At 61.8% G+C, this 24,116-nt stretch carries 24 protein-coding genes; 13 read left to right on the forward strand and 11 right to left on the reverse strand.

Annotated features, from left to right (window positions below; genetic code table 11):
• Positions 1-167 precede the first annotated feature (167 nt).
• Positions 168-3,098: a preprotein translocase subunit SecA gene (gene secA, locus BJI47_RS14680; protein ID WP_088944406.1), complete on the forward strand. Its 2,931-nt coding sequence runs from the start codon at positions 168-170 to the stop codon at positions 3,096-3,098.
• 25 nt (positions 3,099-3,123) lie between these two features.
• Here secA and BJI47_RS24700 read toward each other — a convergent pair whose 3' ends face one another.
• Together BJI47_RS24700 and BJI47_RS24705 are read right to left on the reverse strand one after the other, a co-directional pair.
• Positions 3,124-3,477, reverse strand: a complete 354-nt coding sequence (locus BJI47_RS24700; RefSeq protein ID WP_254900608.1) for an Rv3235 family protein — start codon at positions 3,475-3,477, stop codon at positions 3,124-3,126.
• The gene (locus BJI47_RS24705) at positions 3,474-3,653 is read right to left on the reverse strand and encodes a hypothetical protein (protein WP_254900609.1); all 180 of its coding nucleotides are present in this window, start codon (positions 3,651-3,653) and stop codon (positions 3,474-3,476) included. Before BJI47_RS24705 ends, BJI47_RS24700 begins: the two co-directional genes overlap by 4 nt.
• Before the next feature lie 249 nt (positions 3,654-3,902).
• Here BJI47_RS24705 and BJI47_RS14690 point away from each other — a divergent pair, with 249 nt between their 5' ends.
• The 5 genes from BJI47_RS14690 (at position 3,903) to BJI47_RS14710 (ending at position 9,885) form a co-directional block, all read left to right on the forward strand.
• Positions 3,903-5,354, forward strand: a complete 1,452-nt coding sequence (locus BJI47_RS14690; protein ID WP_088944408.1) for a wax ester/triacylglycerol synthase family O-acyltransferase — start codon at positions 3,903-3,905, stop codon at positions 5,352-5,354.
• A gap of 11 nt (positions 5,355-5,365) precedes the next feature.
• Entirely contained in the window at positions 5,366-5,890 is a 525-nt protein-coding gene (locus BJI47_RS14695; RefSeq protein WP_088944409.1) for a hypothetical protein, read from the forward strand.
• Positions 5,891-5,988: 98 nt separating this feature from the next.
• Positions 5,989-7,104, forward strand: coding sequence for a ferredoxin reductase (locus tag BJI47_RS14700; RefSeq protein ID WP_088944638.1), 1,116 nt, complete (start codon positions 5,989-5,991; stop codon positions 7,102-7,104).
• A 132-nt stretch (positions 7,105-7,236) separates the two neighbouring features.
• Positions 7,237-8,520 (forward strand): acyl-CoA desaturase, encoded by a 1,284-nt coding sequence (locus BJI47_RS14705; protein ID WP_088944410.1) that lies wholly within the window; start codon positions 7,237-7,239, stop codon positions 8,518-8,520.
• 120 nt (positions 8,521-8,640) lie between these two features.
• A complete protein-coding gene (locus BJI47_RS14710) occupies positions 8,641-9,885 on the forward strand; it encodes a fatty acid desaturase (RefSeq protein WP_088944411.1) in 1,245 nt (414 codons plus the stop codon).
• A gap of 43 nt (positions 9,886-9,928) precedes the next feature.
• Here BJI47_RS14710 and rsgA read toward each other — a convergent pair whose 3' ends face one another.
• The 3 genes from rsgA to ybaK are packed head-to-tail and all read right to left on the reverse strand — an operon-like array spanning position 9,929 to position 12,747.
• The gene (gene rsgA, locus BJI47_RS14715; protein ID WP_176224898.1) at positions 9,929-10,921 is read right to left on the reverse strand and encodes a ribosome small subunit-dependent GTPase A; all 993 of its coding nucleotides are present in this window, start codon (positions 10,919-10,921) and stop codon (positions 9,929-9,931) included.
• On the reverse strand, positions 10,918-12,246 hold the full coding sequence (gene aroA, locus BJI47_RS14720) for a 3-phosphoshikimate 1-carboxyvinyltransferase (protein WP_088944412.1): 1,329 nt from the start codon (positions 12,244-12,246) through the stop codon (positions 10,918-10,920). The genes rsgA and aroA overlap by 4 nt, the downstream gene beginning before the upstream one ends.
• Positions 12,247-12,252: 6 nt before the next feature.
• Positions 12,253-12,747, reverse strand: a complete 495-nt coding sequence (ybaK, locus tag BJI47_RS14725) for a Cys-tRNA(Pro) deacylase (RefSeq protein WP_088944640.1) — start codon at positions 12,745-12,747, stop codon at positions 12,253-12,255.
• A gap of 207 nt (positions 12,748-12,954) precedes the next feature.
• On the opposite strand from ybaK, the gene BJI47_RS14730 reads away from it, so the two are divergent.
• The 4 genes from BJI47_RS14730 (at position 12,955) to BJI47_RS14745 (ending at position 15,910) form a co-directional block, all read left to right on the forward strand.
• Entirely contained in the window at positions 12,955-13,614 is a 660-nt protein-coding gene (locus BJI47_RS14730; RefSeq protein ID WP_088944641.1) for a sigma-70 family RNA polymerase sigma factor, read from the forward strand.
• Entirely contained in the window at positions 13,611-13,913 is a 303-nt protein-coding gene (rsrA, locus tag BJI47_RS14735) for a mycothiol system anti-sigma-R factor (RefSeq protein WP_088944413.1), read from the forward strand. The genes BJI47_RS14730 and rsrA overlap by 4 nt, the downstream gene beginning before the upstream one ends.
• Before the next feature lie 284 nt (positions 13,914-14,197).
• A complete protein-coding gene (locus tag BJI47_RS14740; RefSeq protein WP_084346870.1) occupies positions 14,198-14,413 on the forward strand; it encodes a biotin/lipoyl-binding carrier protein in 216 nt (71 codons plus the stop codon).
• Between the two features lie 18 nt (positions 14,414-14,431).
• Entirely contained in the window at positions 14,432-15,910 is a 1,479-nt protein-coding gene (locus BJI47_RS14745) for a sensor histidine kinase (RefSeq protein WP_088944414.1), read from the forward strand.
• A 75-nt stretch (positions 15,911-15,985) separates the two neighbouring features.
• Here the strand turns inward: BJI47_RS14745 and BJI47_RS14750 are convergent, their stop codons facing one another.
• A complete protein-coding gene (locus BJI47_RS14750) occupies positions 15,986-16,240 on the reverse strand; it encodes a WhiB family transcriptional regulator (RefSeq protein WP_084346872.1) in 255 nt (84 codons plus the stop codon).
• Positions 16,241-16,550: 310 nt separating this feature from the next.
• Complete coding sequence (locus BJI47_RS14755) at positions 16,551-17,507, reverse strand: diacylglycerol kinase family protein (protein WP_088944415.1); 957 nt, start codon at positions 17,505-17,507, stop codon at positions 16,551-16,553.
• Positions 17,508-17,553: 46 nt separating this feature from the next.
• On the opposite strand from BJI47_RS14755, the gene BJI47_RS14760 reads away from it, so the two are divergent.
• Positions 17,554-17,976 carry a hypothetical protein gene (locus BJI47_RS14760; protein ID WP_088944416.1) on the forward strand — a complete coding sequence of 141 codons (423 nt, stop codon included), beginning with the start codon at positions 17,554-17,556 and terminating at the stop codon, positions 17,974-17,976.
• 36 nt (positions 17,977-18,012) lie between these two features.
• On the opposite strand, the gene BJI47_RS14765 is transcribed toward BJI47_RS14760, so the two are convergent.
• Positions 18,013-18,498, reverse strand: coding sequence for a GNAT family N-acetyltransferase (locus BJI47_RS14765; protein ID WP_088944642.1), 486 nt, complete (start codon positions 18,496-18,498; stop codon positions 18,013-18,015).
• Positions 18,499-18,503: 5 nt separating this feature from the next.
• Positions 18,504-19,130, reverse strand: coding sequence for an acid phosphatase (locus BJI47_RS14770; protein WP_088944417.1), 627 nt, complete (start codon positions 19,128-19,130; stop codon positions 18,504-18,506).
• Positions 19,131-19,241: 111 nt separating this feature from the next.
• Between BJI47_RS14770 and BJI47_RS14775 the strand changes: the two genes are divergently transcribed.
• Positions 19,242-20,042 (forward strand): ParA family protein, encoded by an 801-nt coding sequence (locus BJI47_RS14775; RefSeq protein WP_088944418.1) that lies wholly within the window; start codon positions 19,242-19,244, stop codon positions 20,040-20,042.
• 20 nt (positions 20,043-20,062) lie between these two features.
• Here the strand turns inward: BJI47_RS14775 and BJI47_RS14780 are convergent, their stop codons facing one another.
• Positions 20,063-21,310 (reverse strand): hypothetical protein, encoded by a 1,248-nt coding sequence (locus tag BJI47_RS14780; protein WP_088944419.1) that lies wholly within the window; start codon positions 21,308-21,310, stop codon positions 20,063-20,065.
• Positions 21,311-21,321: 11 nt separating this feature from the next.
• The gene (locus BJI47_RS14785) at positions 21,322-22,932 is read right to left on the reverse strand and encodes a DEAD/DEAH box helicase (protein WP_088944420.1); all 1,611 of its coding nucleotides are present in this window, start codon (positions 22,930-22,932) and stop codon (positions 21,322-21,324) included.
• Positions 22,933-23,394: 462 nt separating this feature from the next.
• Here BJI47_RS14785 and BJI47_RS14790 point away from each other — a divergent pair, with 462 nt between their 5' ends.
• Positions 23,395-24,048 carry a ferritin-like fold-containing protein gene (locus tag BJI47_RS14790; RefSeq protein WP_088944643.1) on the forward strand — a complete coding sequence of 218 codons (654 nt, stop codon included), beginning with the start codon at positions 23,395-23,397 and terminating at the stop codon, positions 24,046-24,048.
• Positions 24,049-24,116: the final 68 nt, after the last annotated feature.

Below are 24,116 nucleotides of genomic sequence, written 5' to 3' on the forward strand. Positions count from 1 at the left end.
ACTCAGCATCAGCGCCTACCATGGACGCGTCGGTCCGCTGCTGGCATGAGACTTTCGTGCGAGTGCAGCGCAGCCGTCGCTGCCGTAACGCCCTGCTACGACGTAGATGACCAGTCGATATCTTGTTAGCCGATATCCGTAACCGAGGATCGAGGACGAGAAAGCCCGTGCCTTCGCTGTCGTTTTCCAAGCTGCTCCGTGTTGGTGAAGGTCGCATGGTCAAGCGGCTCAAGAACATCGCAGACCATGTGTCCACCCTGTCTCCGGACGTCGAGCGGCTGTCCGACGCCGAACTGCACGGCAAGACCTCAGAGTTCAAGAATCGATTCGCGTCCGGCGAATCTCTGGACGAGTTGCTGCCGGAAGCTTTCGCTGTCGCCAGAGAAGCGTCGTCCCGAGTGCTGTCGCAGCGACATTTCGACGTCCAGGTGATGGGCGGAGCAGCTCTGCATTTCGGGAACATCGCCGAGATGAAGACCGGCGAGGGCAAAACCCTCACTTGCGTTCTGCCTGCATATCTCAACGCGATCTCCGGCAACGGAGTGCACGTGGTGACGGTGAACGACTACCTGGCCAGGCGAGATTCGGAGTGGATGGGCCGAGTGCACCGCTTCCTCGGCCTCGAGGTCGACGTCATTCTCTCGGGAATGACTCCCGCCGAGCGACGTGCGGCCTATGCGGCCGACATCACTTACGGAACGAACAACGAATTCGGATTCGACTACCTCCGCGACAACATGACGCACTCCCTCGACGACCTGGTGCAGCGGGGACACAACTTCGCTGTCGTCGACGAGGTCGATTCGATCCTCATCGACGAGGCGCGCACGCCGCTGATCATCTCGGGTCCGGCCGACGCGTCGTCGAAGTGGTACGGGGAATTTGCCCGAATCGTGCCGATGATGAAGATCGACGTGCACTACGAGGTCGACATTCGCAAGCGCACCATCGGTGTCCACGAGGCCGGCGTCGAATTCGTAGAGGATCAGCTCGGCATCGACAACCTGTACGAGGCCGCGAATTCGCCGCTGGTGAACTACCTCAACAACGCGATCAAGGCGAAAGAGCTCTACACCAAGGACAAGGATTACATCGTCCGCGACGGCGAAGTCATCATCGTCGACGAGTTCACCGGCCGTATCCTCGTAGGGCGTCGCTACAACGAGGGCATGCATCAGGCCATCGAGGCCAAGGAAAAGGTCGAGATCAAGGCTGAGAATCAGACTCTCGCCACGATCACGCTGCAGAACTACTTCCGGTTGTACGACACTTTGTCCGGCATGACCGGTACGGCCCAGACCGAAGCGGCTGAGCTTCATCAGATCTACGGTTTGGGAGTCATTCCGATTCCGACCAACCGGCCGATGGTTCGCGTCGACAACGGCGACCTCATCTACAAGACCGAAGAGGCAAAGTTCGATGCAGTGGTCGCCGACGTCGTCGCGCGTCACGCCAAGGGGCAGCCGGTACTGATCGGAACGACGAGTGTCGAGCGATCGGAGTACTTGTCCAAGCAATTCACCAAGCAAGGCGTAGTGCACAGCGTGCTCAACGCAAAGTTCCACGAGCAGGAAGCCACCATCGTGGCCGAGGCCGGCATGCTCGGTGCCGTCACTGTTGCGACCAACATGGCAGGACGTGGCACCGACGTCGTGCTGGGTGGCAACCCGGACATCATCACCGATCTGCAGCTGCGTAAGCAGGGTCTGGACCCGGTGGAGACGCCCGACGCATATCAAGATGCGTGGGAGCTTGCGCTGGAGACCGTGAAGGCCCAGGTGAAACTCGACGCGACGACCGTGCGCGATGCCGGCGGGCTTTACGTCCTCGGTACCGAGCGGCACGACTCGCGCCGAATCGACAACCAGCTTCGTGGCCGTTCCGGTCGTCAGGGTGACCCAGGGGAGTCCCGCTTCTATCTGTCCCTCGGCGACGAGTTGATGCGTCGATTCAACGGTGGCGCACTCGAATCGATCATGACTCGTCTCAACCTGCCCGACGACGTGCCGATCGAGGCCAAAATGGTCTCCAAGGCCATCAAGAGTGCGCAGACCCAGGTCGAGCAGCAGAACTTCGAGATCCGCAAGAACGTCCTCAAGTACGACGAGGTCATGAACCAGCAGCGCACCGTCATCTACGAGGAGCGGCGCCGCATCCTCGAGGGTGCAGACATGGAAGGCCAGGTCGAGGGGATGATCACCGATGTGATCACCGCCTACGTCACCGGGGCTACTGCTGACGGGTACGTCGAGGATTGGGATCTCGAGCAGTTGTGGACGGCATTGAAGACCTTGTATCCGGTTGGTCTGGACTACAAGGAGCTCTCGCAGGAGAACGAGTTCGGCGAAAAGGGCGATCTGAGCCGCGAAGAGCTTCTCGAGGCATTGCTCGCCGATGCTCGGGCCGCGTACGCGATGCGTGAAAAGAACATCGAAGAGATCGCGGGCGAGAACGGGATGCGTGAGCTGGAGCGTCGGGTGCTGCTCTCGGTGCTCGATCGAAAGTGGCGTGAGCACCTCTACGAGATGGACTACCTCAAGGAGGGGATCGGCCTGCGCGCGATGGCGCAGCGGGACCCTCTGGTGGAGTACCAGCGCGAGGGGTACGACATGTTCCAGGGAATGCTGGAGGGGTTGAAAGAGGAATCCGTCGGGTTCTTGTTCAACCTGCAGGTCGAGGCGACCCCCGCTCCCACAGGTCCGGCGGTAGGGGCAGGCTTGGCCGTCGCGCCGGGTCTGGCGTCTCCGATCGGTACAGCCGGCGCCTCGATGCAGAAGTCGACAGCCGCCCAGAAAGCACCGAATCAGAATCCGCTGCCGACACAGGACAAACTCGCACAGCCGGTGCAGGGTGCGGCACCGAGCGCGCTCCGGGCAAAGGGCCTCGACGAGCGCCCCAGTGGACGGTTGACGTTCTCCGGTCCGGACGAAGACGGTGGTACCGAGGTACGGCGTTCCGGGGGTGGATCCGGTCAACGAGGATCAGGGCCTGCAGGAACCCCGGACACCACCGAGGGAACGCGCCGGGAGCGCCGGGAGGCAGCTCGTGAGCAGTCGAAAACCTCCAACAAGTCCGGTAGGTCCAAGAAGAAGCGTTGAGGACCTGCTGTCGTTCTGGTGAACCTCAACGGATCCTGACCGAGGTGACCGTCCATCCCGAGTGTCGCGCAGTCTTTCGATACTCGAGGCGGGCGGCCACCGCAAAGATGCGCGGTCCGCGCGCATAGGTCCCGAACACCTCCGCGGAGTTCTTTGCGCATCGACTCACGTGCACTCGTCGGAGTGACGCGGTGCCGAGACTCTGGCCCGGTGGCTGCGAATTGACAAGGGTTTTCAGGGACTCGACGACGGTGGGGGTGAACAAGCCTCCCAGCCTGGCGGTCGCTCGGCGTCTGTCGAGAACCTCCAGGATCAGTCTCAATGCGTGTTCTGCACCTCGCTGCGCGTCATCGGAAGCCTGACGCTCGCCTGGGGTCACGACAATCGATACGGGCGTGCTCCCGTGAGCGTGGTTGCCGAGACTTCGCTGAAAGGGGCGACGTCGCCGGTCCGACTGGCTGCCGGGGTGTACTTGCGCGAGATGGTGGGCGAGACGATTTCTGGCGTGTACGGCGGCACTTCCAGAGGCGGTCGGCGGCTCGAAAGGGCGGGCATGCGAAAGGAATGTATGACGATTCGACACGGTTCGGTTGTCCATTTTCTTACATCCCTTACGTCGCGGTACAAGCATCCTCTAGTGAAAGAGACGGAACCGGAGGCCGTACGGTTCCACTGTGTCTTTCGTGCAGCAGGTAGAAAAGGCTGTAGCGTTTTGCTTCATTCAAGTTCGATCGACATGGTCGATTCGAGTGTCGGGCAGAACCAGCAGATACCGGCGAACGGAAACGGGGAGCAGGATTCGCGATGGCGACAAGGCTGACTACGCAGGACGCGTCTTTCTACTTTCTCGAGGCCAGCAGCACGCCCATGCATTTGGGATCGTTGGCGACCTTTCGAACGCCGCGGAGCGGTTTCACTTACGAAAGCCTGCTCGAGCTCGTCGAGGGGCGACTGGTCCTCGTACCACGCTATCGGCGGAAGGTTCGCGAGGTTGCCTTCGGGCTGGCGCGCCCGGTATGGGTCGACGATCCGGACTTCGACATCACCTACCACATTCGTCGGTCTGCGCTACCGAAACCGGGTTCCGATGATCAGCTTCACGATCTGATCGCGCGGCTCACCTCTCGACCCCTCGATCGAACGCGCCCTCTATGGGAGATGTATCTCGTAGAGGGGCTGTCCAAGAACAGGTTCGCCATATTCACCAAATCGCATTCTGCGCTCGTGGACGGAGAGACGGCACTCGAGCTCGGTCAAGTGATCCTCGACGCAAGCAAAAGCCCTCCTGCCATGGCCGAGGAACTGTGGATGCCGGCGCGCGAACCCAAGGACATGACACTCGTCCTCGACGCCATCACCGAGATGATCGTTCGCCCGAGTGAAGGCATCGAAGTCGTTCGGGGTGCGTTCCGCAGCATCACCGATGTGGCGGGTGAGGCCGTCGCCGCTACGGGAAAGGTGTTTTCCGCGGTGCGGACGGCGGCGCAGGTGGCACCTTCCAGCCCGCTCAATACTCCGATATCTCGAAATCGTCGTTTTGCGGTGGCGAAGACAGAACTGTCCGACTATCGAAAGATTCACACCAGATTCGGTTGCTCGATCAACGATGTCGTGCTCGCCGTGGTGACGGGTGCATTGCGCAACTGGCTTCTTTCGCGCGGCGAACCGGTCACCGAGTCGTCGACGGTCCGGGCGTTGGTGCCGATGTCGGTGTACGTCTCGAACGAAGAGTCAGGGCACGTCGAGCAGGCCGCCAGGCTGACCGGTGAGCCCGATGCCGAGGTGCCGCGTAGCGAAGTGGCGTCGTTTCTCGTAGACCTGCCCGTCGGTGAGCCCAACGCCGTCGTACGGTTGTCGCATATTTCACACGCAACCGAAGCTCATTCGCGACAGTCGCCCGGAGTGACGGCCCAAACGTTGATGCGGATTTCGGGATTTGCGCCGGCCAGCTTGCATGCTATGGGCGCGCGAGCTGGTAGTCGCTTGTCGAAGCGATTGTTCAACCTGATCATCACCAACGCCCCGGGACCGCAGTTTCCACTGTATGTGGGTGGGGCGCGCATGCTGGAGATGTACCCGGTGTCGCCGCTCTTCGAGAATCAGGCCCTCAGTATCGGGCTGACATCGTACGACGGCTTCGTGTACTTCGGATTGAACGCCGACCGGGGTGCGATGCCCGACGTCGACGTGGTGACAGCATTGCTACTCGAGTCTCTCGAAGAGCTGATCGATGCCAGCAACGAGTCGAGAGTGTGAGGAGTTCTATTGTGAGGGTGTACATACCGGCGACGGTTGCGATGTTGAGGACGCTGGTGACAGACGGTGAACTCCATCCGGTGAGCAGGACCGCGTTCGCGGTGACGCCGTCCCTTCGAGAGGCGTACTCCTCGGGTGACGACGAGGAGTTGGCCGAGGTCGCCATGAACGAGGCCGCCAGGGCATCGTTGCGGCTCATCGCCGCCGGCATCGAGGACGAGACGGATGCCGGTGTAGTGGACGGGGGAGTGGTGCATCGACGTGCGGTCATCGCCGCGGATGTCGAGGACCCGACGCTTCGTCCCGATCTCGACGACGCGGTCGTTCGGTTGAAGAACCCGTTGCGCATGGACGAGGTGGCGTCGGTTCACCTGGATCTGGAGGGCGCGGAGGATGCGGTAGGAAAGGCTGTTGCGGTAGTCGACGCGGCCGACGTCGGTGATCCCGACGCAGAGTTCGTTCTCGGCGATGCCGAGGACCACATTCTGGCGTGGTATGCGACGCAGGAATTACCGTTTTTGCTCGCGTTGCTGTGACGGGGGTGTAACCCACGTCGCTTTTCCGTTTCGTCAACCTACGGTACCGTAACTTACAGCAACGCATCGTTGCCTCGAGCGAGGGGATGACCAACCGGATGGACCTCAAGAAGTGGCTGGAAGCCCCTGCTGCGGACGTATCTGCGCCCAAGCGGCCCAAGCTGAACATGCTGCGCGGAGCGTTCACCAGGATTACGACCCCATTGCTTCCCGACGATTACCTGCACCTCGCCAATCCGTTGTGGTCGGCGAGAGAGCTGCGTGGACGCGTCGTAGAGGTGAAGCAGGAAACTGCAACCGCGGTAACGCTGGTCATTCGACCGGGGTGGGGTTTCAACTTCGACTACAAGCCCGGCCAGTACATCGGCATCGGGCTCCACCTCGGCGGTAGGTGGCATTGGCGGTCGTACTCGCTGACATCACCACCGAACTGGGATGAAAAGCTCATTTCGATCACCGTGAAGGCGATGCCCGAGGGTTTCTTGTCGAGCCATCTGGTCGGTGGAGTTCCGCAGGGCACCATCGTTCGACTGGCTGCGCCGAAGGGAAATTTTGCGCTTCCGACGCCGCCTCCGGAGAAAATTCTGTTTATTACTGCCGGTAGTGGCATCACGCCGGTGATTTCGATGCTGCGAGCGCTGGACCGTCATGGAGAATTGTCGGACACCGTGCACATTCACTCGGCACCCACTGAGGACGAAGTCATGTTCGCGGGCGAGCTCTCTTCACTTGCCGAGGCGCATCCGCAATTTCATTCGCATATTCAGCTGACACGGTCCGATGGCAAGTTCGCACTCGCCTCGCTCGACGAGCTGTACCCGGACTGGCGTACCCGTGAGACATGGGCGTGTGGTCCCGCTTCGCTCCTCGAAGAGATCGAGCGCGTGTGGAAACACGAAGGGTTGGAAGACAAGCTTCACCTCGAGAGATTCGAAATTTCGCGCGCCGACACTTCCGGTAAGGGCGGAACGGTGACGTTCGCGAAGTCTGATCGTTCCACTGAGGTCGATGGCGCGACCAGTCTGCTCGAGGCAGGCGAAAATGTCGGTGTACAGATGCCTTTCGGATGCCGGATGGGGATTTGTCAGACCTGCGTGGTTCCGCTGACTGCAGGCCATGTCATCGATCTCCGCTCAGGCAAACAGCACGGTGAAGGTGATCGAATTCAGACGTGTATCTCGGCCGCGGCCGGCGACTGCACTCTCGACCTGTAAACACCTGTGCGCTGCGGGGGAGCACACCTACCTCTCAGTATCTTCGGTTATTATTTGGTTAGGCGCCCCGTCGCCTAACAGACATTCGGGCTAAGCCATCAACGCTAGGCCCAGGACCCATGGAGGACCACGATGGCCATTTCGGACATCAAGGAGTTTGCTCACCTGACCGAAGCCGATATGGAAGCCTTCGGGCGCGAACTCGACGCGGTACGACGTGATATCGAGGACAGCCGAGGCGCCAAAGATGCCGCCTACATCCGCCGGACCATCCGCGTTCAGCGCAGTTTGGAGCTCGGAGCCCGAGTTGTGCTGCTGGGCAGCAAGTATCGACCCGCTTGGCTAGCAGGAACGGCGATGCTCACCGTTGCGAAGATCATCGAGAACATGGAGCTCGGGCACAATGTGATGCACGGGCAGTGGGATTGGATGAACGATCCGGAGATTCACTCCACCTCGTGGGAGTGGGATCAGACGGGGCCGTCGGAGCAGTGGAAGCGAGCGCACAACTACTCGCATCACACGTATACGAACATCGTTGGAATGGATGACGACATCGGTTTCGGCATTCTCCGTATGACTCGTGACGAGCCATGGAAGCCGATCAATTTGATCCAGCCCTTGGCCAATGTCTTGCTTGCCATGACCTTCGAGTGGGGCATCGCCCTGCATGATCTCGATGCGAAGAAGGACCTCGACGGCGAGGCAAATCTGCCCTTCTGGAAGTCTGCTTCCAATCGGCAATTCGGCCGCAAGATCGCGCGTCAGGTGGGCAAGGACTTCGTGCTCTTCCCCGCGCTGTCCGGCCCCGCGTGGAAGTCGACTTTGACTGCCAATGCGACGGCGAACCTCGTGCGCAACCTGTGGACGTACGTAGTGATTTTTTGCGGGCATTTCCCCGATGGCGCCGAGAAGTTCACCATCGGCCAGTTCGAGAACGAGACTCGCGCCGAGTGGTACATGCGACAGATGCTGGGAAGTGCGAACTTCGAGGCGGGTAAGGTCATGGCCTTCATGTCGGGCAACCTGTGCTACCAGATCGAGCACCACATGTTTCCCGACCTTCCCAGCAACCGGTACGCGGAGATATCCGAACGCGTGCATGCGCTCTGCGAGAAATATGACCTTCCGTACACGACAGGCTCGCTGGGAAAGCAATACCTGTTGGCACTTCGTACCATCCACAAGCTTTCGCTTCCGGACTCCTGGTTGCGGGCTACCTCGGACAATGCGCCTGAAACCAGCTCTGAGCGACGTTTTCGCACGGGTGAGGTTCCGACCGTCCACGCGCTCCGAATCGATCCGATGACCGGAGAGCGGCGAGGACTTCGTTCGGCTATCGCCGAAGCCCGGGTCACACTTCGGAACGCAAAGAAGGAAGCCAAGCGGCAGGCGAAGGCACTGCGCCGCGCGTAGGCGCGAGTGAATTCACTCACACCTACGCGTGCGTAACCTACGCAACCGTAAGTTGCGGTACGGTCGTTGCAAGAACGTGTACGAAGTGCACCTCGACGACTGCCAGGAGGGCCGTATCCTATGGCGATTTCGGAAATCAAAGAGTATGCACATCTGACCGACGCCGACGTGGAAGCACTCGGAGTCGAACTCGACGCAATCCGTCGGGACATCGAGTCTTCGCGGGGCGAGCGTGATGCGAAATATATTCGCAACACGATTCGCTTCCAGCGCGCACTCGAGATCGGTGGTCGCGCAACTCTTTTCGCGAGCCGCAAGCGTCCCGCCTGGTTGCTCGGCGCAGGCCTGCTCGGTGCCGCCAAGATTATCGAGAACATGGAGCTCGGGCACAATGTGATGCACGGGCAGTGGGACTGGATGAACGACCCGGAAATTCACTCCACCTCGTGGGAGTGGGACAACACCGGACCGTCCGCGCACTGGAAGCAGACGCACAACTACATTCACCACAAGTACACCAACATCCTCGGTATGGACGACGATGTCGGTTACGGACTGCTGCGGGTGACCCGCGATCAGCGCTGGAAGCCGTTCAATCTCGGTAATCCCGTGTTCAACCTGCTGCTGCAGCTGTTCTTCGAGTACGGCGTCGCAGCCCAGCACCTCGAACTGGGCAAGGTCGCCAAGGGGCGTATCCCGCGCGAAGAGTTCGTCCAGAAGCGTCGTGAGGTTCTCGAGAAGGTCGGCAGACAGGTCGTCAAGGACTACGTCGTGTATCCGGCTCTGACCGGTCCCGCGTGGAAGTCGACGATGACGGCGAATCTCCTCGCGAACATGATCCGCAACGTGTGGACGAACACCGTCATCTTCTGTGGTCACTTTCCCGACGGTGCCGAGAAGTTCACCAAGTCCGACATGGAGGGCGAGACTCAGGGTCAGTGGTACCTGCGTCAGATGCTCGGCAGTGCGAATTTCGATGCCGGCCCCGTCATGGAGTTCATGAGCGGCAACCTCTGCTATCAGATCGAACACCATCTGTTCCCAGACCTCCCCAGTAATCGCTTGCGGGAGATCAAGGTTCGCGTCGTTCAGCTCGCCGAGAAATACGATCTGCCGTACACCACAGGATCCATCGGCAAGCAGTATCTGTTGTCGTGGCGCACAATCGCCAAGCTGTCGCTGCCGAACAAGTATCTTCGGGCCACCGCGGACGACGCCCCCGAGACAGCATCCGAGCGTAAGTTCGCCAACGTGCCTGCGGGCCTGCTGACCATCGATCCCGAGACCGGGAAGCGTCGTGGCCTTGCAACGGCGATTCGTGAAGCCAGGAAGTCCCGCGGACTGTTCGGGCGAAAAGGTAAGTGAGATAATACGGTTCGGCTCACGACCATGAACGACGTTTGGTGATCTACTGCCAGGCGTCGTTCGTGCGTACGGCCTCGAGTAGCCCGCGAACGGCGCGGACGCGACGGGCGGCGTCTCCGGTCAAGTCATCGAGCGCACATTCGGGATCAGCGGGTGGTCCGAGGTGGGTGCACCCTCGTGAGCATTCCTCGATGGCGTCGGCCAGGTCGGAGAAGGCGGCCACGACGTCGTGGGGTGAGATGTGCGCGAGGCCGAAAGATCTGATGCCCGGGGTGTCGACGACCCATCCGCCACTGGGTAAGGGCAATGCCACCGACTGCGTCGACGTGTGACGTCCCTTGCCTACGCCCGATACGACGCCGACGGCGCGGTGCGCGTCGGGGACGAGTCGGTTGACGAGGGTGGACTTTCCGACTCCCGAGTGCCCGATCAGTGCGGTCAGTTTGCCACGTAACGTGGCCGTCAGCTCGGTGAGGTCCTCGCTTTGGCCGGCGAGAACGACAGGAACGTCCAAATCGGCGAAAGACGCGGTGAAGTCGGTCGGATCCGCGAGGTCGCTCTTGGTCAGGCACAGAATCGGTGACAGTCCGCCGACATAGGCGGCGACCAGTGCGCGCTCGACGAAGCCGGTACGCGGCGGCGGATCGGCCAACGCAGCGACGATGAGTAGTTGCTCGGCGTTGGCGACGACGACGCGTTCGAAGGGATCGGTGTCATCGGCTGTACGGCGGAGCACCGTGCGACGCTCGGCTACGCGGACGATACGAGCGAGGGTATCGACCTTGCCGGTCAGATCTCCGACGATGTCGACGTCGTCTCCGACGACGATCGGTGTCCGGCCCAGTTCCCGTGCGCGCATGGTGACAACGGGCCGGTTCGGGTCACCTCCCAGAACGCATCCCCACCTGCCTCTATCGACGGCCACGACCATGGCCGATTCGGCATCGGCATGTTCGGGCCGGGTCTTGGTCCGAGGTCGCGAGCTCTTTCCTGGACGTATCCGCACGTCCGATTCGTCGTACCGGCGCGGCGTCAGGACATGGTCCCGTCGGTCTCGAGGTGCGACGGTGAACCGGTGAGCATGTCGGACCAGAGGGTCTCGAACCCAGGTAGCGTTTTCGCCGTGGTGCCGATGTCGTCCACCTGCACTCCGGGTACGCGAAGTCCAAGTATTGCGCCCGCCGTCGCCATTCGGTGATCGGCATATGCGCGCCAGAGTCCGGCGCCGAGGGGAACCGGCGTGATCTCGAGGCCGTCAGCGGTTTCTACGGCTTTTCCGCCGAGCCTGCCGATTTCGGTGGCCAGTGCTTTCAGTCGATCGGTTTCATGGCCGCGCAGATGTGCGATCCCGCGAAGCCAGGACGGTCCATCGGCGAGCGCGGCGAGCGCGGCCACGGTCGGAGTGAGCTCGCCTACATCGTGTAGGTCGATATCGATGCCGTGCAGGACTTTTGACCCCGACACGACGAGGGTGCCGTCGGTGAGTTCGACCTCGGCGCCCATGGACCGAAGGATCTCGCGGATCGCATCGCCCGGTTGCGTCGTTGCGGCCGGCCAATGGGGTACGCGCACTTCACCACCGGTGACCGCAGCTGCAGCCAGAAACGGTGTTGCGTTCGACAGATCCGGTTCGATGACCCAGTGCACCGGGGCAACAGGCCCCGGGTGGACACGCCAGGTATCGGCGTCGCCGCTGTCCTGGGGGGTGTCTACTCGCACCCCGGCCTGCCTGAGCATGTGCACCGTCATCTCGATGTGTGGCATCGACGGCACCGGCTTGCCTACGTGATGAATGGTGATGCCGTCGTCGAATGCTGCGGCGGACAGCATGAGCCCGGACACGAACTGTGAGGATCCGGATGCGTCGATGTCGACGACGCCGCCACGCAGGCGCCCAGCGCCCGTCACGCTGAACGGGAGCGAGTTACCCTCCACCTGCGCGCCCACCGACCGCAAGGCTCCCAGGATCGTATCCAGAGGCCGCGAACGGGCTTGCTCGTCGCCGTCGAAGAAGACTGCACCGTAGGCGAGCGTTGCGAGTGGTGGAACGAACCGCATAACGGTTCCGGCGAGACCACATTCGATCGAACATCCATGGAGTGGGCCGGGAGTGATGTGCAGCTCGGTCGGATCGTCTTGGTCGATGTCGATCCGTACCCCGAGATCACGCAGAGCGGCGATCATCAGATCGGTATCTCGACTTCGCAATGTTCCCGACACCGTGGACGGCCCGGCGGCAAGAGCAGAGATGATCAGCGCTCGGTTCGTCATGGACTTGGATCCGGGCAGGATCACCGTTGCATGTACGGGCTCTGTGGTCGACGGCGCTGTCCAGGTGCTCACTCCTTCATCTTTGCGCATCGACGTTCACTGCGTCGCGATGGGAGCCGTGACCGCCTTGCAGAGCCGAACCAGTTCGCGGGGATCGAGCTCGATTTCCAGTCCGCGTCTGCCTCCACTGCACAGCACCCGGTCCCACGAGAGTGCCGATTCGTCGATGACGGTGGCCAACGCCCGCCGTTGCCCCAAAGGCGAAATCCCACCGAGCACGTACCCGGTCGATCGCTCTGCCTGAGCCCGATCGGCCATGGTTACCTTACGAGTACCGAGGGCAGCCGCCGCATCCTTGAGGGACAGCGCCGTGGTGACGGGCAGTACTGCAACCGCGAGCGTGCGGTCGGCACGCTCGACCACGAGGGTCTTCAAAATCTGCCCACGCGCCAGTCCGAGTCGCGCGGTCAGAATGTCTGCGGCTTCGGCTCCGTACGAGGAGGAGCGCGGGTCGTGCTCGTAGCTGTGCAATCGGTGATGCACTTTCGCCTGGGCCAGCATCGTGACGGCAGGAGTGGGGGCGGCGCGCATGCGCGCAACCTTATCGACGTCGTCTTCGAACTGGGCTCGAGGGAACACGTGGTGTCGCGTCGGTGTTGAACACGCAAGAATCTCTAGCTGGGAAGGACGGGACCTGCTGTGACGGTTTCGACGACAGAGCGCCCCTCGCGCACACCGGTGGGCAAGGAAGCGATCTATGTTTTGGGGCTGCCCTCGCCCGCGGTAACCTGGTCGAACATGGCTACCGAAGGGATCAGCGTGGAGGAAGTCGAGCCGACAGCTCAGGCGACAGCTGAATCGGCGACCGAGCTGACCGAGCGTTTCGAACGTGACGCGCTCCCGATGCTGGATCAGCTGTACGGTGCCGCACTGCGAATGACCCGCAATCCTGCCGATGCGGAGGATCTGGTTCAAGAAACGTATGTGAAGGCGTACACGGCGTTCAGGTCGTTCCGTGAGGGCACGAACCTCAAGGCGTGGCTGTATCGCATCCTGACCAATACCTACATCAACTCGTATCGCAAAAAGCAGCGCCAGCCGGCTCAATACCCAACCGACGAAATCACGGATTGGCAGTTGGCCGCCACCGCTGAGCACTCTTCGATCGGTTTGCGTTCCGCCGAGGTGGAAGCGCTGGATGCGCTTCCCGATGACGACATCAAGGCCGCGTTGCAATCTCTGCCCGAGGACTTCCGAATGGCTGTGTACTACGCAGACGTGGAGGGTTTTCCCTACAAGGAGATCGCCGAGATCATGGGAACGCCGATCGGAACGGTGATGTCGCGTTTACATCGTGGTCGCAAGCAACTGAGGGGCCTGCTCGCTGGTGTGGCCCGTGAGCGTGGATTCAACCGCAACGGCGCGGTCGATGCGTACGAGCAGGAGGTGTCGAAGTGACGTCCGAGGCAACTCCCGACGATGCGGGGCAGAGCGAGTTCGACAATCTCGACTGTTCGGCGGTGATCGCTGATGTATGGCTGATGCTCGACGACGAGTGCGACGACGCCAGTCGGCGGCGCCTACAGAAGCACATAGACGAGTGCGGGTCGTGCTTCGCGGCCTACGGTATCGAGGAGAAGGTCAAGAGCCTGATCAGCCGCAAGTGTGGCGGAGATCAAGCTCCGAGTGGTCTTCGCGAGCGCCTGAGTATCGAGATCCGAAGGACGGTCCTGATCCGGCAAGCCGAATCCGACTGAGGCATTCAGGTCGACGTCGGGTCGATACAAACGGAAAAAGGCCAGGGAGCGTTTCGAGCTCCCTGGCCTTTTCTCGGTTCTCGGCCCGAGCGTCAGCTGTTCGGACGCTTGCCGTGATTTGCCTTGTTGTTCTTGCGACTGCGCTTCTTACGCCCACGCTTACCCATGTGTAGCTCCTCTCGTGTGTTCACTACAGTCTTTCACGTGTGATTGGCTGTGCTTCTACGGGTGCCAGGCAAGTTGGTGGCGCTTGTGGTGTGGATCACCGAACGAGAGGAAAACTCATGGCCGAAGACGTGCGGGCAGAGATGGTGTCGACTGTCTTCGAGATCGTTGTCGCAGAGGGGGACACGGTGGCTCACGGTGACACTCTCGTTGTTCTCGAATCGATGAAGATGGAGATCCCGGTGCTGGCCGAAATAGCAGGCACCGTAACAAAAATCGACGTGAAAGTCGGTGACGTCATCAAACAGGGTGACCTCATCGCAGTGGTGTCCTGAGCCCGGTCGCCGTCCACCGTGTCGACTCTCAGTGACCTTCTTGCCGAGCACACCGATCTTCCCGGGGATGCAGTCGATCATTTGCAGCGAGTGGTCGGGGAGTGGCAGCTTCTGGCCGACCTGTCCTTTGCCGATCTGCTGCTGTGGGTCGGCACCGGCAACGCGGCCGATCGCCCCGATGCCGAAGTGCTCTGCGTTGCCCAGTGCAGGCCGACGACGGCTTCCACCGCCTTCACCGAGGACATGGTGGGGTCGATCGTGTCGGAGTCGCAACACCCGACCGTGATCGACTCGTTGATCACCCGCGACATCGTCCGCGGCAGTGCTTCCGGTACCGAGAGCGTGCCGGTGAGGTGCGGCGACCACGTCATCGCCGTCCTCACTCGCGATATCAACCCCGCCCAGCAGCGGCCACCCAGCGCGCTGGAGAGCGCGTACCGAGAATGTGCCGATGACCTCTGCCGGATGATCAGCGAAGGAACGTTTCCGACGCCGGCCGAACGCACAGATGTGAACTCCTCCCCGCGTGCAGGTGACGGCTTCATTCGGCTCGACACCGATGGACGGGTTGTCTATGCCAGCCCCAACGCTCTGTCGGCGTATCACCGGATGGGATTGGCGACCGAGCTTTCGGGCCGGGACCTTGCGTCGGTGACGCGTTCCTTGATCACCGACCCGTTCGATTCCCAGGAGGTGGCGGACCACATTGCGGCCTCCACTTCGGGAGATGCAGGTCACCGCATGGAAGTCGATGCTCGCGGCGCGACCGTACTGATTCGAACCCTCCCGCTCCGACCTCGCGGTGAATTCGTCGGTGCAATAGTGCTGGTGCGCGACGTGACCGAAGTCAAACGCCGCGATCGTGCTCTGCTGAGCAAGGATGCGACCATCCGTGAGATTCACCATCGGGTGAAGAACAATTTGCAGACTGTCGCTGCACTGCTACGCCTGCAGTCCAGACGACTGGAGAACGAAGAGGCGCGCACCGCGCTGTCGGAATCGGTGCGCAGGGTGACCTCGATCGCGCTGGTTCACGAAATGCTCTCGATGTCGGTGGACGAGGAAGTCGATCTCGACGAAATAGTCGACCGGTTGATACCCATCATGTTGGACATTGCGACAGTCAATCCGCGCGTTCGTGTCGTGCGAGAGGGTGCGTTGGGGGTCTTTTCCGCCGAACGTGCAACGCCGCTGGTCATGGTGCTGGCAGAGCTGGTTCAGAACGCCATGGAGCATGGCTTCGTGGCAAGTACCGACGGCGTTGTCCGCATCACGGCCGACCGGTCGGCGCGGTGGCTCGACGTCGTTGTCCACGACGACGGTCCAGGTCTGCCCCCTGGCTTCTCCCTGGAGAAGTCCGAGGGCCTCGGGCTGCAGATCGTGCGGACGCTCGTCTCGGCAGAGTTGGGTGGGTCGCTGGAGCTGCATCGCGCCGCAGGCGGCGGAACCGACGCTTCACTTCGCGTGCCATTGGGCAGACGCGGACCGCGGATCTGATTCGAGGGTGCTTGCGCAGAAAAAAACTCGGTCCGATACGGACCGAGTTTTCACCTGCTCTTGTTTCTGTGAACGTCAGACGGAGCTACGTGCTCGCGTGCGAGCATTACGACGCTTGAGTGCGCGACGCTCGTCTTCGCTCATACCGCCCCACACGCCCGCATCCTGGCCGGACTCGAGTGCCCATGACAGGCACTCAGCCGTGACAGGGCATCGCGTGCAGACGACTTTGGCATCGGCGATTTGTGCGAGTGCCGGGCCACTGTTTCCCACGGGGAAAAATAGTTCCGGGTCTTCGTCGCGACAAATAGCGTTGTGGCGCCAGTCCATCCTCTGCTCCTTACCGGGCGCCGAAGCACCGTTTTCTGTTTCATTGATGTTCGCGAGTGCGTAACCAATGTTTCCGCTCTGTTGCTTGTGAATGCTTTCACGAACTCAGGGGAAGTCAATAGATTGCCGCGTGACCGTGGTCAAGCTCACTCTGTTAGGCTGCTTCAAGCCTTCTGCGTTCCTTTTTACCCCTCATGGTGAGATCTCGCTATCATTTTTGGTCATTGCTGTGGTAAAAGCAGCTGGATACAGGCCGGAAGTGTCCGTTGTACGAGCGTGCAGCTTTGTGACTCCACGCGTCCTCGCAGGGTTACGCGGACGGCGGGGCGATGACTTCCAGGGCAGAGGGAGTTGCGAAGAATTCGGCCTCGGTGCGCTCCCCGAGGTAGTCACCGTCCATCTGCAGACCGATCGGTTCGGTCGAAGTTATCCTGATCCGAGGCACGTCGTCGATGCGAAAGAGCTTGCGAGACTTGGGCTCTGCGCCCTTGGACAGAAGTTGTCGCACTACCAGCAAGCTGGGTGCCGCCTTGGTGGTCCTCATGGCGAACAACCCGAGTCCGGTATCGAACGTCGTACCGGGATTGGTGTGAACCGGCCTGGCATTGAGATAGGTCCACGGACTCGAATTGGAAACGAAGGCATAATGCACGCCCGTCATCGGATCGCGGCCCGGCACCTCGACGGTCAGCATCGGCTCGTGACGCTTGTGCCGGAAGAACTCGCGGACGGCCGCCCGAACGTAGTGAGTGGCGGAAACGGGGCGTCCGTCCTTTCGGCTCGCGTCGATCGCGCGACATACGTCGGCATCGAGTCCGAGGCCGGCATTGAATGTGAACCACCGGTTGTCACAGTGGGCGAGGCCGATCGTTCGTCTCGATCGCGACGCAAGAAGTTCGATGAGCTGATTTGTGGCAGCCACCGGGTCGGGTTCGATTCCCAGGGAGCGGGCGAAGACATTGGCACTGCCTCCAGGCACCACGGCCAAGGCCGGGATGGCCCCGATCGTTACCGATCGCATCGACGTCGGTAGCGGAACACCGAGAAGTCCGTTGATTACCTCGTTCACCGTGCCGTCACCACCGTGGACGATGACCAGGCCCATACCGTCCTCCCGAGCTTCGCGTGCCAGTTCGGCTGCGTGATCTCGGTGGGTGGTGTGGGCGACCGTGACGCGGACCCGGCTCGACAGCGCATGCGCCAACAGGTCGCGTGCAGCCGGAGTGGTCGATGTCGCATTGGGGTTGACGATCAGAAGCGCGCGCACGGGGCATCAGCCTAGCGGGCCGATGCCGGTGTTCTAGGCTGGCCGGGTGTCAACGCCTTCGCAGCCACTGGTGCCGCCTTCGACCTTCCGGTCCGCAGGGGTGCTCGTCGCCCTCCAAGGGCTCGTGGCGTTGGTCATTGCCGTAGTTCTACTCGTACGCGCTGTCGGCGGCGTCGAGGATGCCGCCGCGAACGGCTACGGAACCGCCGGATGGTTCGCAGTGGTCGGGGTGGCCGTCGGAGCTGCCGGTGGGGCACTGGTGTGGGGTAAGCGTTGGGCGCGAGCCATCGCACTGGTCGTACAGTTCCTCCTGTTGCCGGTCGTCTGGTCGCTGCTCACCGACTCGCATCAGCCGCTGTACGGTGCGTTGCTCGGACTGGTCGTGATCGCGATTCTGGTACTTCTTTTCAGTCCGCCGTCGTCGAGATGGATGGCCGCCGAGTACGGGGACGTCGACGAAGAAATGTAGACGGGACTCAGCTGTGCATTCGGTAGGCCGGCCCGACTACCCGCTGGAGCTGGACGTGTTCGCGAGTGCGGCCAGTGCATCGCCGGTCATCCGAAACGTCGTCCACTCCTCCTGAGCAACTGCGCCGAGCGAGCGGTAGAAGCCGATAGACGGGGTGTTCCAATCGAGCACCCACCAGCTCAACCGGGTGTAGCCCTTCTCGATGCACTCCGTAGCCAGTGCAGCGAGTAGTGCTTTGCCATGGCCTGCTCCGCGAAATGCTGGTTTGACATAGAGGTCTTCTAGATAGATGCCGTTGACGCCATCCCAGGTGGAGAAGTTCAGGAACCACAGAGCTACTCCGACGATCTCGCCGTCGTGTTCGGCGACGTGGGCGAACACCGAAGGCGCTGCGCCGAACAGGGCGGTAGCGATCTGCTCGGGTTTCACCGTGCAGTGTTCGAGAGATTCCTCGTAGTCGGCCAGTTCGTACACGAGCCCGGTGATGGCTTCGACATCGTTCTTTTCCGCCCGTCGGATCATGCTGCTCACGGCTTCTTTCTCCCGGTTCGCACCGACGGATTGATGTTGTGGACGACGAGCTGTCGATACGAGTGATCGAAGCCGAGCACCGAGTACGCCGCAGGAGCCATCGCGAAGCGTTTCCCCTCGGCAACAGGCAGTTCCAACCAACGAGTGAGCAATGCTCGTGAGAAATGACCATGTCCGACGAGGACGACGTCTCGCTCGGTTAAGACCGGCAGCGCAACGGAGAGGACGAGATCGGCGCGCGCGCCGAAGTCGTCGATCGACTCGCCGTGTGGGCACGGGTGCGTCCACACGGTCCAGTGCGGCACGGTCGATCGAATCTCGGGCGAGGTCAGGCCCTCGTAGTCTCCGTAGTCGACTTCGGAGAGCGCGTCCCACTCGCGGTCGATTGTCAGGCCGGCGAGCTGTGCGGTCCGCTGTGCCCGCCCGCGTGGGCTCGACAGGACCAGCGGGTCGCGAAGTGCGAGTTCCCCGATGAGTTCGCCTGCTGCACGGGCCTGCTGCTCGCCGACTGCTGTCAAGGGGACGTCCGTGGTTCCGGTGTGCCGGCCACTGGTTGCCCATTCGGTTTCACCGTGTCGGAGGAGCACGACCCGGCCGGTGGTGCCGGGATTGGAGATTGTCATACCCGCAATGATGCCGTGTGTCCGCGATGTGGGCGCATCGGATTCGGTTTCGACGCGCCCACATTCGCGTTCCCCTGGCTCTGACGTGCTTTGTACGCAAGGATCGCAGGTGTGACGACAGTACTGGCAGTGGCCAATCAGAAGGGTGGCGTCGCGAAGACGACGACGGTTGCGTCGCTGGCGGCTGCACTTCATGCGCTCGACCAGCGTGTTCTCGTGGTCGATCTCGATCCGCAGGGGTGCCTGACGTTTTCGTTGGGTCACAACCCCGACAAACTCGAATCATCCGTGCACGAAGTCCTCACCGGCCACAAAAATGTTTCAGACGTGCTCATCGAAACCGACGAGGGCATCATGCTGCTGCCCGCGACGATCGATCTTGCCGGTGCCGAAGCGTTGCTCCTCATGCGTCCGGGACGAGAATATGCCCTCAAGCGAGCGCTGGCACCAGTGATCGTCAATTTCGACGTGGTCATCATCGACTGCCCTCCGTCGCTGGGCGTGTTGACCCTCAACGGCCTTACCGCAGCTCAATCGGTGCTCGTTCCACTGCAGTGTGAAACTCTCGCGCATCGTGGTGTCGGACAGTTACTTCGGACCGTCTCGGAGATTCAGCAGATCACTAATCCTGATCTGACGCTGCTCGGTGCGCTGCCGACTCTGTTCGATGCGCGGACCACCCACAGCAGGGATGTACTCGGCGACGTATCCGATCGATACGATCTGCCGGTTCTGTCGCCACCGATCCCGCGAACTGTCCGGTTCGCTGAGGCTACGGCTTCAGGGTCGACGGTGCTCTCGGGACGAAAGAGCAAGGGCGCGCAAGCATATCGCGAACTTGCAGCGAATCTTCTGGCGCATTGGCAGCACGGGACTGCTTTGGCCACGTATTCTCCGAACACACCGGACTGATCGGTTTCGGTAGCACCGCTTCAGCTTCCCGCCAATGCAACGAGGTCGTCACCGCGTTGCTCGATGATGACGTCGCCGATCACCGACATACCCACCGGCCCGGTATAGCCGGCTCGGTCGACGTCCAAGGTCCGTTCCACCGTACCTTTGGCGGGATCGATCACGGCTGTTCCGCCGGGTACCGGAACCAGTAACCGGCCGGCGACGACCGTGCCGGGTCCGAGTGCGCCGGGGATCGACCACATCGGGGCCAGATCGGTCAATCCCAGTGCCACGGTTTCACTTCCAGTCCACCAGCTGAACACCGATGCGGCCTTGACTACTGCTTCGGCTGTGGGGGAGTGGTTTTCGTCGAGGACTGCCGCAGGAAGATCGAACTCGGCCAAGGGCTGTGCGTTTCCATCGAAGACGGCTACCCGCGGTGGTTGTGCAGAGTGCGCTGGAATCGCCACTGCAACACGGTCACCCGAGGCGACGAGAATCGATGCGCCGGCGACGGGGCCGTCGGGTCCTATCAACGCCGCCACTACGCTCGAACCGTACTCCTCAGGTTGCTGGGCATCCTTCGGGGCTGGATTCATCGTTGTCAGTCGTGCTCCGGACTCGCCTGGGCACTGCTCGAGAACTGCGACGCGAGAACTGTTGGAACCGGAGGACAACAGGGTGCAACCGGTTCTGGGTTGACCACTCGGATTGACCGGCGCATCGACGCGGCCGTATTCGAGTGTTCGGACCAGGTCCGAGCGCCATAGCTCCATTCGAGTGTCACCTCGCGAGGTGACGTAGGTTCCGTCCTCGCTCAGCTCGATATGCGCATCTGCGTCGCTGCTGCGTTGCGCTTTTCGCGTACCACTGGAGCTGTCGAGTTCGGTGACCTGCGAGCAACCCCTGCCGTCCCGATAGACCGCGACGATCGTGTTCCACGCATCCGTAACGGCACACAGTTCTCGATCTCGGACGTAGCTCCATGCGATCGAGCCGTCGAGCGGGTCTCGACCGGAGACAGCGCCACCGTCGCCCGTCACGACGGCACCGCCTGTGGTGACCGGCACCGAAGTGGCCGGACTCGACGCACGCCAAGTCTCGATCAGCGCGTCCGGGATCGACGTTGCCACATCAGCTTGGGGCAAAGGGGATTCCGCAGGAGCCGATGTCGTGCCGTGCGCGTCGCCTCGGAGCCACACGACTGCGAGGACGAGCACGGTCACGACTGCGATCGCTACGGCGACGGCGATATCGGACCGGCGCCGACGTTCGGGTGCAAGCACAGCTTGGGAGACTACTCCGACGCGGCCGCACCGGACGAGGCCGACGCGGAGGAGCGGCGCCGCCGCCGTCTACGTGGGGGAGCCGTCGTCTCTGTCCCTGTGTCACCGGTCGATTCGGTGGCTACCGGCCCGTTGGTGTCAGCGGCGGGTTCCGTCTCCCCGGTCGCGGGCTTGCCCGCTCTGGTGCGTGAACGAGAGCGGGAGCGGCGAGGCTTGGAAGTGCGCGGCTCCGCATCGGCGTCGGTACTTCCCGAACCCTTGTCTTCCGAGGTCTCGTCGGTCGACGCGCTACCGTTCGAGTCCTTGGGGGCCTTGGCCTCCGAGGACTTGTGGACTGTGCTGCCGACACCGGCAGGGATGTCGAGTTCTTCGAACAGGTGCGGGCTGCTCGAGTAGGTCTCGACGGGGTCGGGTGTCCCCAGATCGAGAGCTTTGTCGATGAGCTGCCACCGGGGGATGTCGTCCCAATCGACCAACGTCACAGCGATGCCGGTACGACCTGCGCGGCCCGTACGGCCGATGCGGTGAACGTAAGTTTTCTCGTCCTCCGGGCACTGGTAGTTGATGACATGTGTGACGTCGTCGATATCGATGCCTCGGGCGGCCACATCGGTGGCCACGAGAACGTCGATTCCACCGGTGCGGAACTTCTTCAGCGCTTTTTCGCGCTGAACCTGCCCGAGGTCACCGTGCACCGAACCGACGGCGAACCCGCGTTCGGCGAGCTCGTCTGCGACTTTCTGGGCGGTGCGCTTGGTGCGGGTGAAGATCATGGTTGCACCGCGGCCGTTCGCTTGGAGCACCTTGGTCACCATCTCGACCTTGTCGAGTGCGTGAGCTCGGTAGACGTGCTGGGCGGTGCGATCGTGCACTGCCGACGACTCGGCCTCTTCGGCGCGGATATGGGTCGGCTGGGTGAGGAACGTACGGGCGAGGGTGATGATCGGTCCTGGCATCGTCGCCGAGAACAACATCGTCTGCCTTTTGTCCGGGACCATTCCGAGAATGCGTTCGATGTCCGGCAGGAATCCGAGATCGAGCATCTCGTCGGCCTCATCGAGGACCAGGACGCCGATCTTGCCCAGAATCAGGTGACCCTGCTTGGCCAGGTCCAAAAGGCGTCCGGGTGTGCCGACGACGACGTCGACGCCGTTCTGCAGGGCACTGATCTGTGCCTCGTAGGGGCGACCGCCGTAGATCGAGAGCACCTTGACAGGTCCAGTCGTCGAGCGGAGATGTTTGGCAGCATTCTGGAGGTCGGAGGTGACCTGGACACAAAGTTCCCGAGTGGGCACGATGATGAGCGCCCGCGGGGTGCCGTCGAGTGCCGTGGTGCCGGAGTCCGTTGTGGAGATGCGCTGCAGCAGAGGAACGCCGAACCCGAAGGTCTTGCCCATTCCGGTGCGGGCCTGACCGATGAGGTCGTCACCGGCGAGAGCCAGGGGGAGTGTCAGCTCCTGGATTGCGAAGGTCCGCTCGATCCCGATGTCCTTCAGGGATCGGACGATCTCCTCGCGCACGCCCAGTTCGGCGAAGGTCGGGGGTACGTGCGTGTCGTCGAGCTGGGCGGACAACGTCGTGTCGCCGGTCTCGTCTTCTTGGTCGATGATGATTTTGCTCAGGGGTCTGGCCTTCCTCGTATCGAGAACGTACGCACAAGGAAGGGCACAGGCCTATTGCCGGCCGAAGTCGATGCCCTCAATCCGATGTGATGTCGCGTCGAGCCTCAGCCGCGATCGTGTTCGGGCCCGAACACGATGGGCGAAGCAGTCGTAGCGACCCGGATCAGGTGCGCACACATTGTCGCTGATCTCCGCGTGAGTCGGTCCGTATCGATCGGTCCGTGCAGTGATCTGAGCACCATGGTAGCTTGCCGAGCGCTCATCCTGTGTATCGATTGATTTTCAGTGCTTTCCCGGCGGCGCGCAACTCGACACTCATCGCCGGTCTGCGCTGATGCATCGATTCCGACGCGACTACGATCGTCTTCTATGGGAGCCCATTCGTATGATCTATCGACCGCTGCTCTGTCTACCTCGGCATCACCCACGGAGGACTCGTCCGATACCGGAGGTTCGCCCGAGATGACGTTGGTCGCATACGACCACCCCGGAATATCGGACCTCTTCGCGGTGCTGGCGTACGGCGAGATTTCCGCGTTCTATCGGCTGGCCGAGGACGCTCGGATGGCTCCGACGATGCAGGGTCGTGTCGCGCTGGCAAGTATGGCGGCAGCGGAGATGAACCACTTCGAAACCGTGGTCGGAGCACTGTCGATCCGAGGAGTGGACGTCTACACCGCGATGGACCCCTTCGTCCGCGCACTCGACGAGTATCACGCTTCGACGAACCCGTCGACGTGGATGGAAGCTCTGGTCAAAGCCTACGTAGGCGATGGCATTGCGGCCGACTTCTATCGCGAGATCGCGCACACACTCGATCCCGGCGTCGCGAGGATCGTCCGCGAGGTACTGGCCGAGACCGGTCATTCGGAATTCGTGGTTCACGAGGTCGCGGTCCGGGTGCAGGAAAGCTCTCAGGACAAGGCCCGCCTCATGCTGTGGGGCCGTCGACTGCTTGGTGAAGCGATCACCCAGGCGCAGTACGTATTGGCGCAGCGTGAAAGTCTCACCGACTTGGTGATCGCGGTCTCGGGCGATCTCAACGGCGTCGCAGCGTTGTTCGATCGAATGCAGGAGCAGCACTCGAAACGGATGCGCGTGCTCGGCCTCGTCTAGCAGAGAAGATGGTGTTCGCTGACAGCACAGGCATGAGGTGAGCTCCTGAGGTGTCGGCTGCACTAGCC

Origin of the sequence: Rhodococcus sp. 1168, assembly GCF_002091955.1 — a bacterium.
Classification (GTDB): domain Bacteria; phylum Actinomycetota; class Actinomycetes; order Mycobacteriales; family Mycobacteriaceae; genus Rhodococcoides.

Bases quoted from the DNA above. Each gene is read 5' to 3' on its own strand.
- BJI47_RS24705 (WP_254900609.1), bottom strand. From the start codon at position 3,653: ATGCCCGCCCTTTCGAGCCGCCGACCGCCTCTGGAAGTGCCGCCGTAC.
- BJI47_RS14690 (WP_088944408.1), top strand. From the start codon at position 3,903: ATGGCGACAAGGCTGACTACGCAGGACGCGTCTTTCTACTTTCTCGAG.
- BJI47_RS14700 (WP_088944638.1), top strand. From the start codon at position 5,989: ATGGACCTCAAGAAGTGGCTGGAAGCCCCTGCTGCGGACGTATCTGCG.
- BJI47_RS14705 (WP_088944410.1), top strand. From the start codon at position 7,237: ATGGCCATTTCGGACATCAAGGAGTTTGCTCACCTGACCGAAGCCGAT.
- BJI47_RS14710 (WP_088944411.1), top strand. From the start codon at position 8,641: ATGGCGATTTCGGAAATCAAAGAGTATGCACATCTGACCGACGCCGAC.
- aroA (WP_088944412.1), bottom strand. From the start codon at position 12,246: ATGCGCAAAGATGAAGGAGTGAGCACCTGGACAGCGCCGTCGACCACA.
- ybaK (WP_088944640.1), bottom strand. From the start codon at position 12,747: ATGCGCGCCGCCCCCACTCCTGCCGTCACGATGCTGGCCCAGGCGAAA.
- BJI47_RS14730 (WP_088944641.1), top strand. From the start codon at position 12,955: ATGGCTACCGAAGGGATCAGCGTGGAGGAAGTCGAGCCGACAGCTCAG.
- BJI47_RS14740 (WP_084346870.1), top strand. From the start codon at position 14,198: ATGGCCGAAGACGTGCGGGCAGAGATGGTGTCGACTGTCTTCGAGATC.
- BJI47_RS14750 (WP_084346872.1), bottom strand. From the start codon at position 16,240: ATGGACTGGCGCCACAACGCTATTTGTCGCGACGAAGACCCGGAACTA.
- BJI47_RS14765 (WP_088944642.1), bottom strand. From the start codon at position 18,498: ATGATCCGACGGGCGGAAAAGAACGATGTCGAAGCCATCACCGGGCTC.
- BJI47_RS14770 (WP_088944417.1), bottom strand. From the start codon at position 19,130: ATGACAATCTCCAATCCCGGCACCACCGGCCGGGTCGTGCTCCTCCGA.
- BJI47_RS14790 (WP_088944643.1), top strand. From the start codon at position 23,395: ATGACGTTGGTCGCATACGACCACCCCGGAATATCGGACCTCTTCGCG.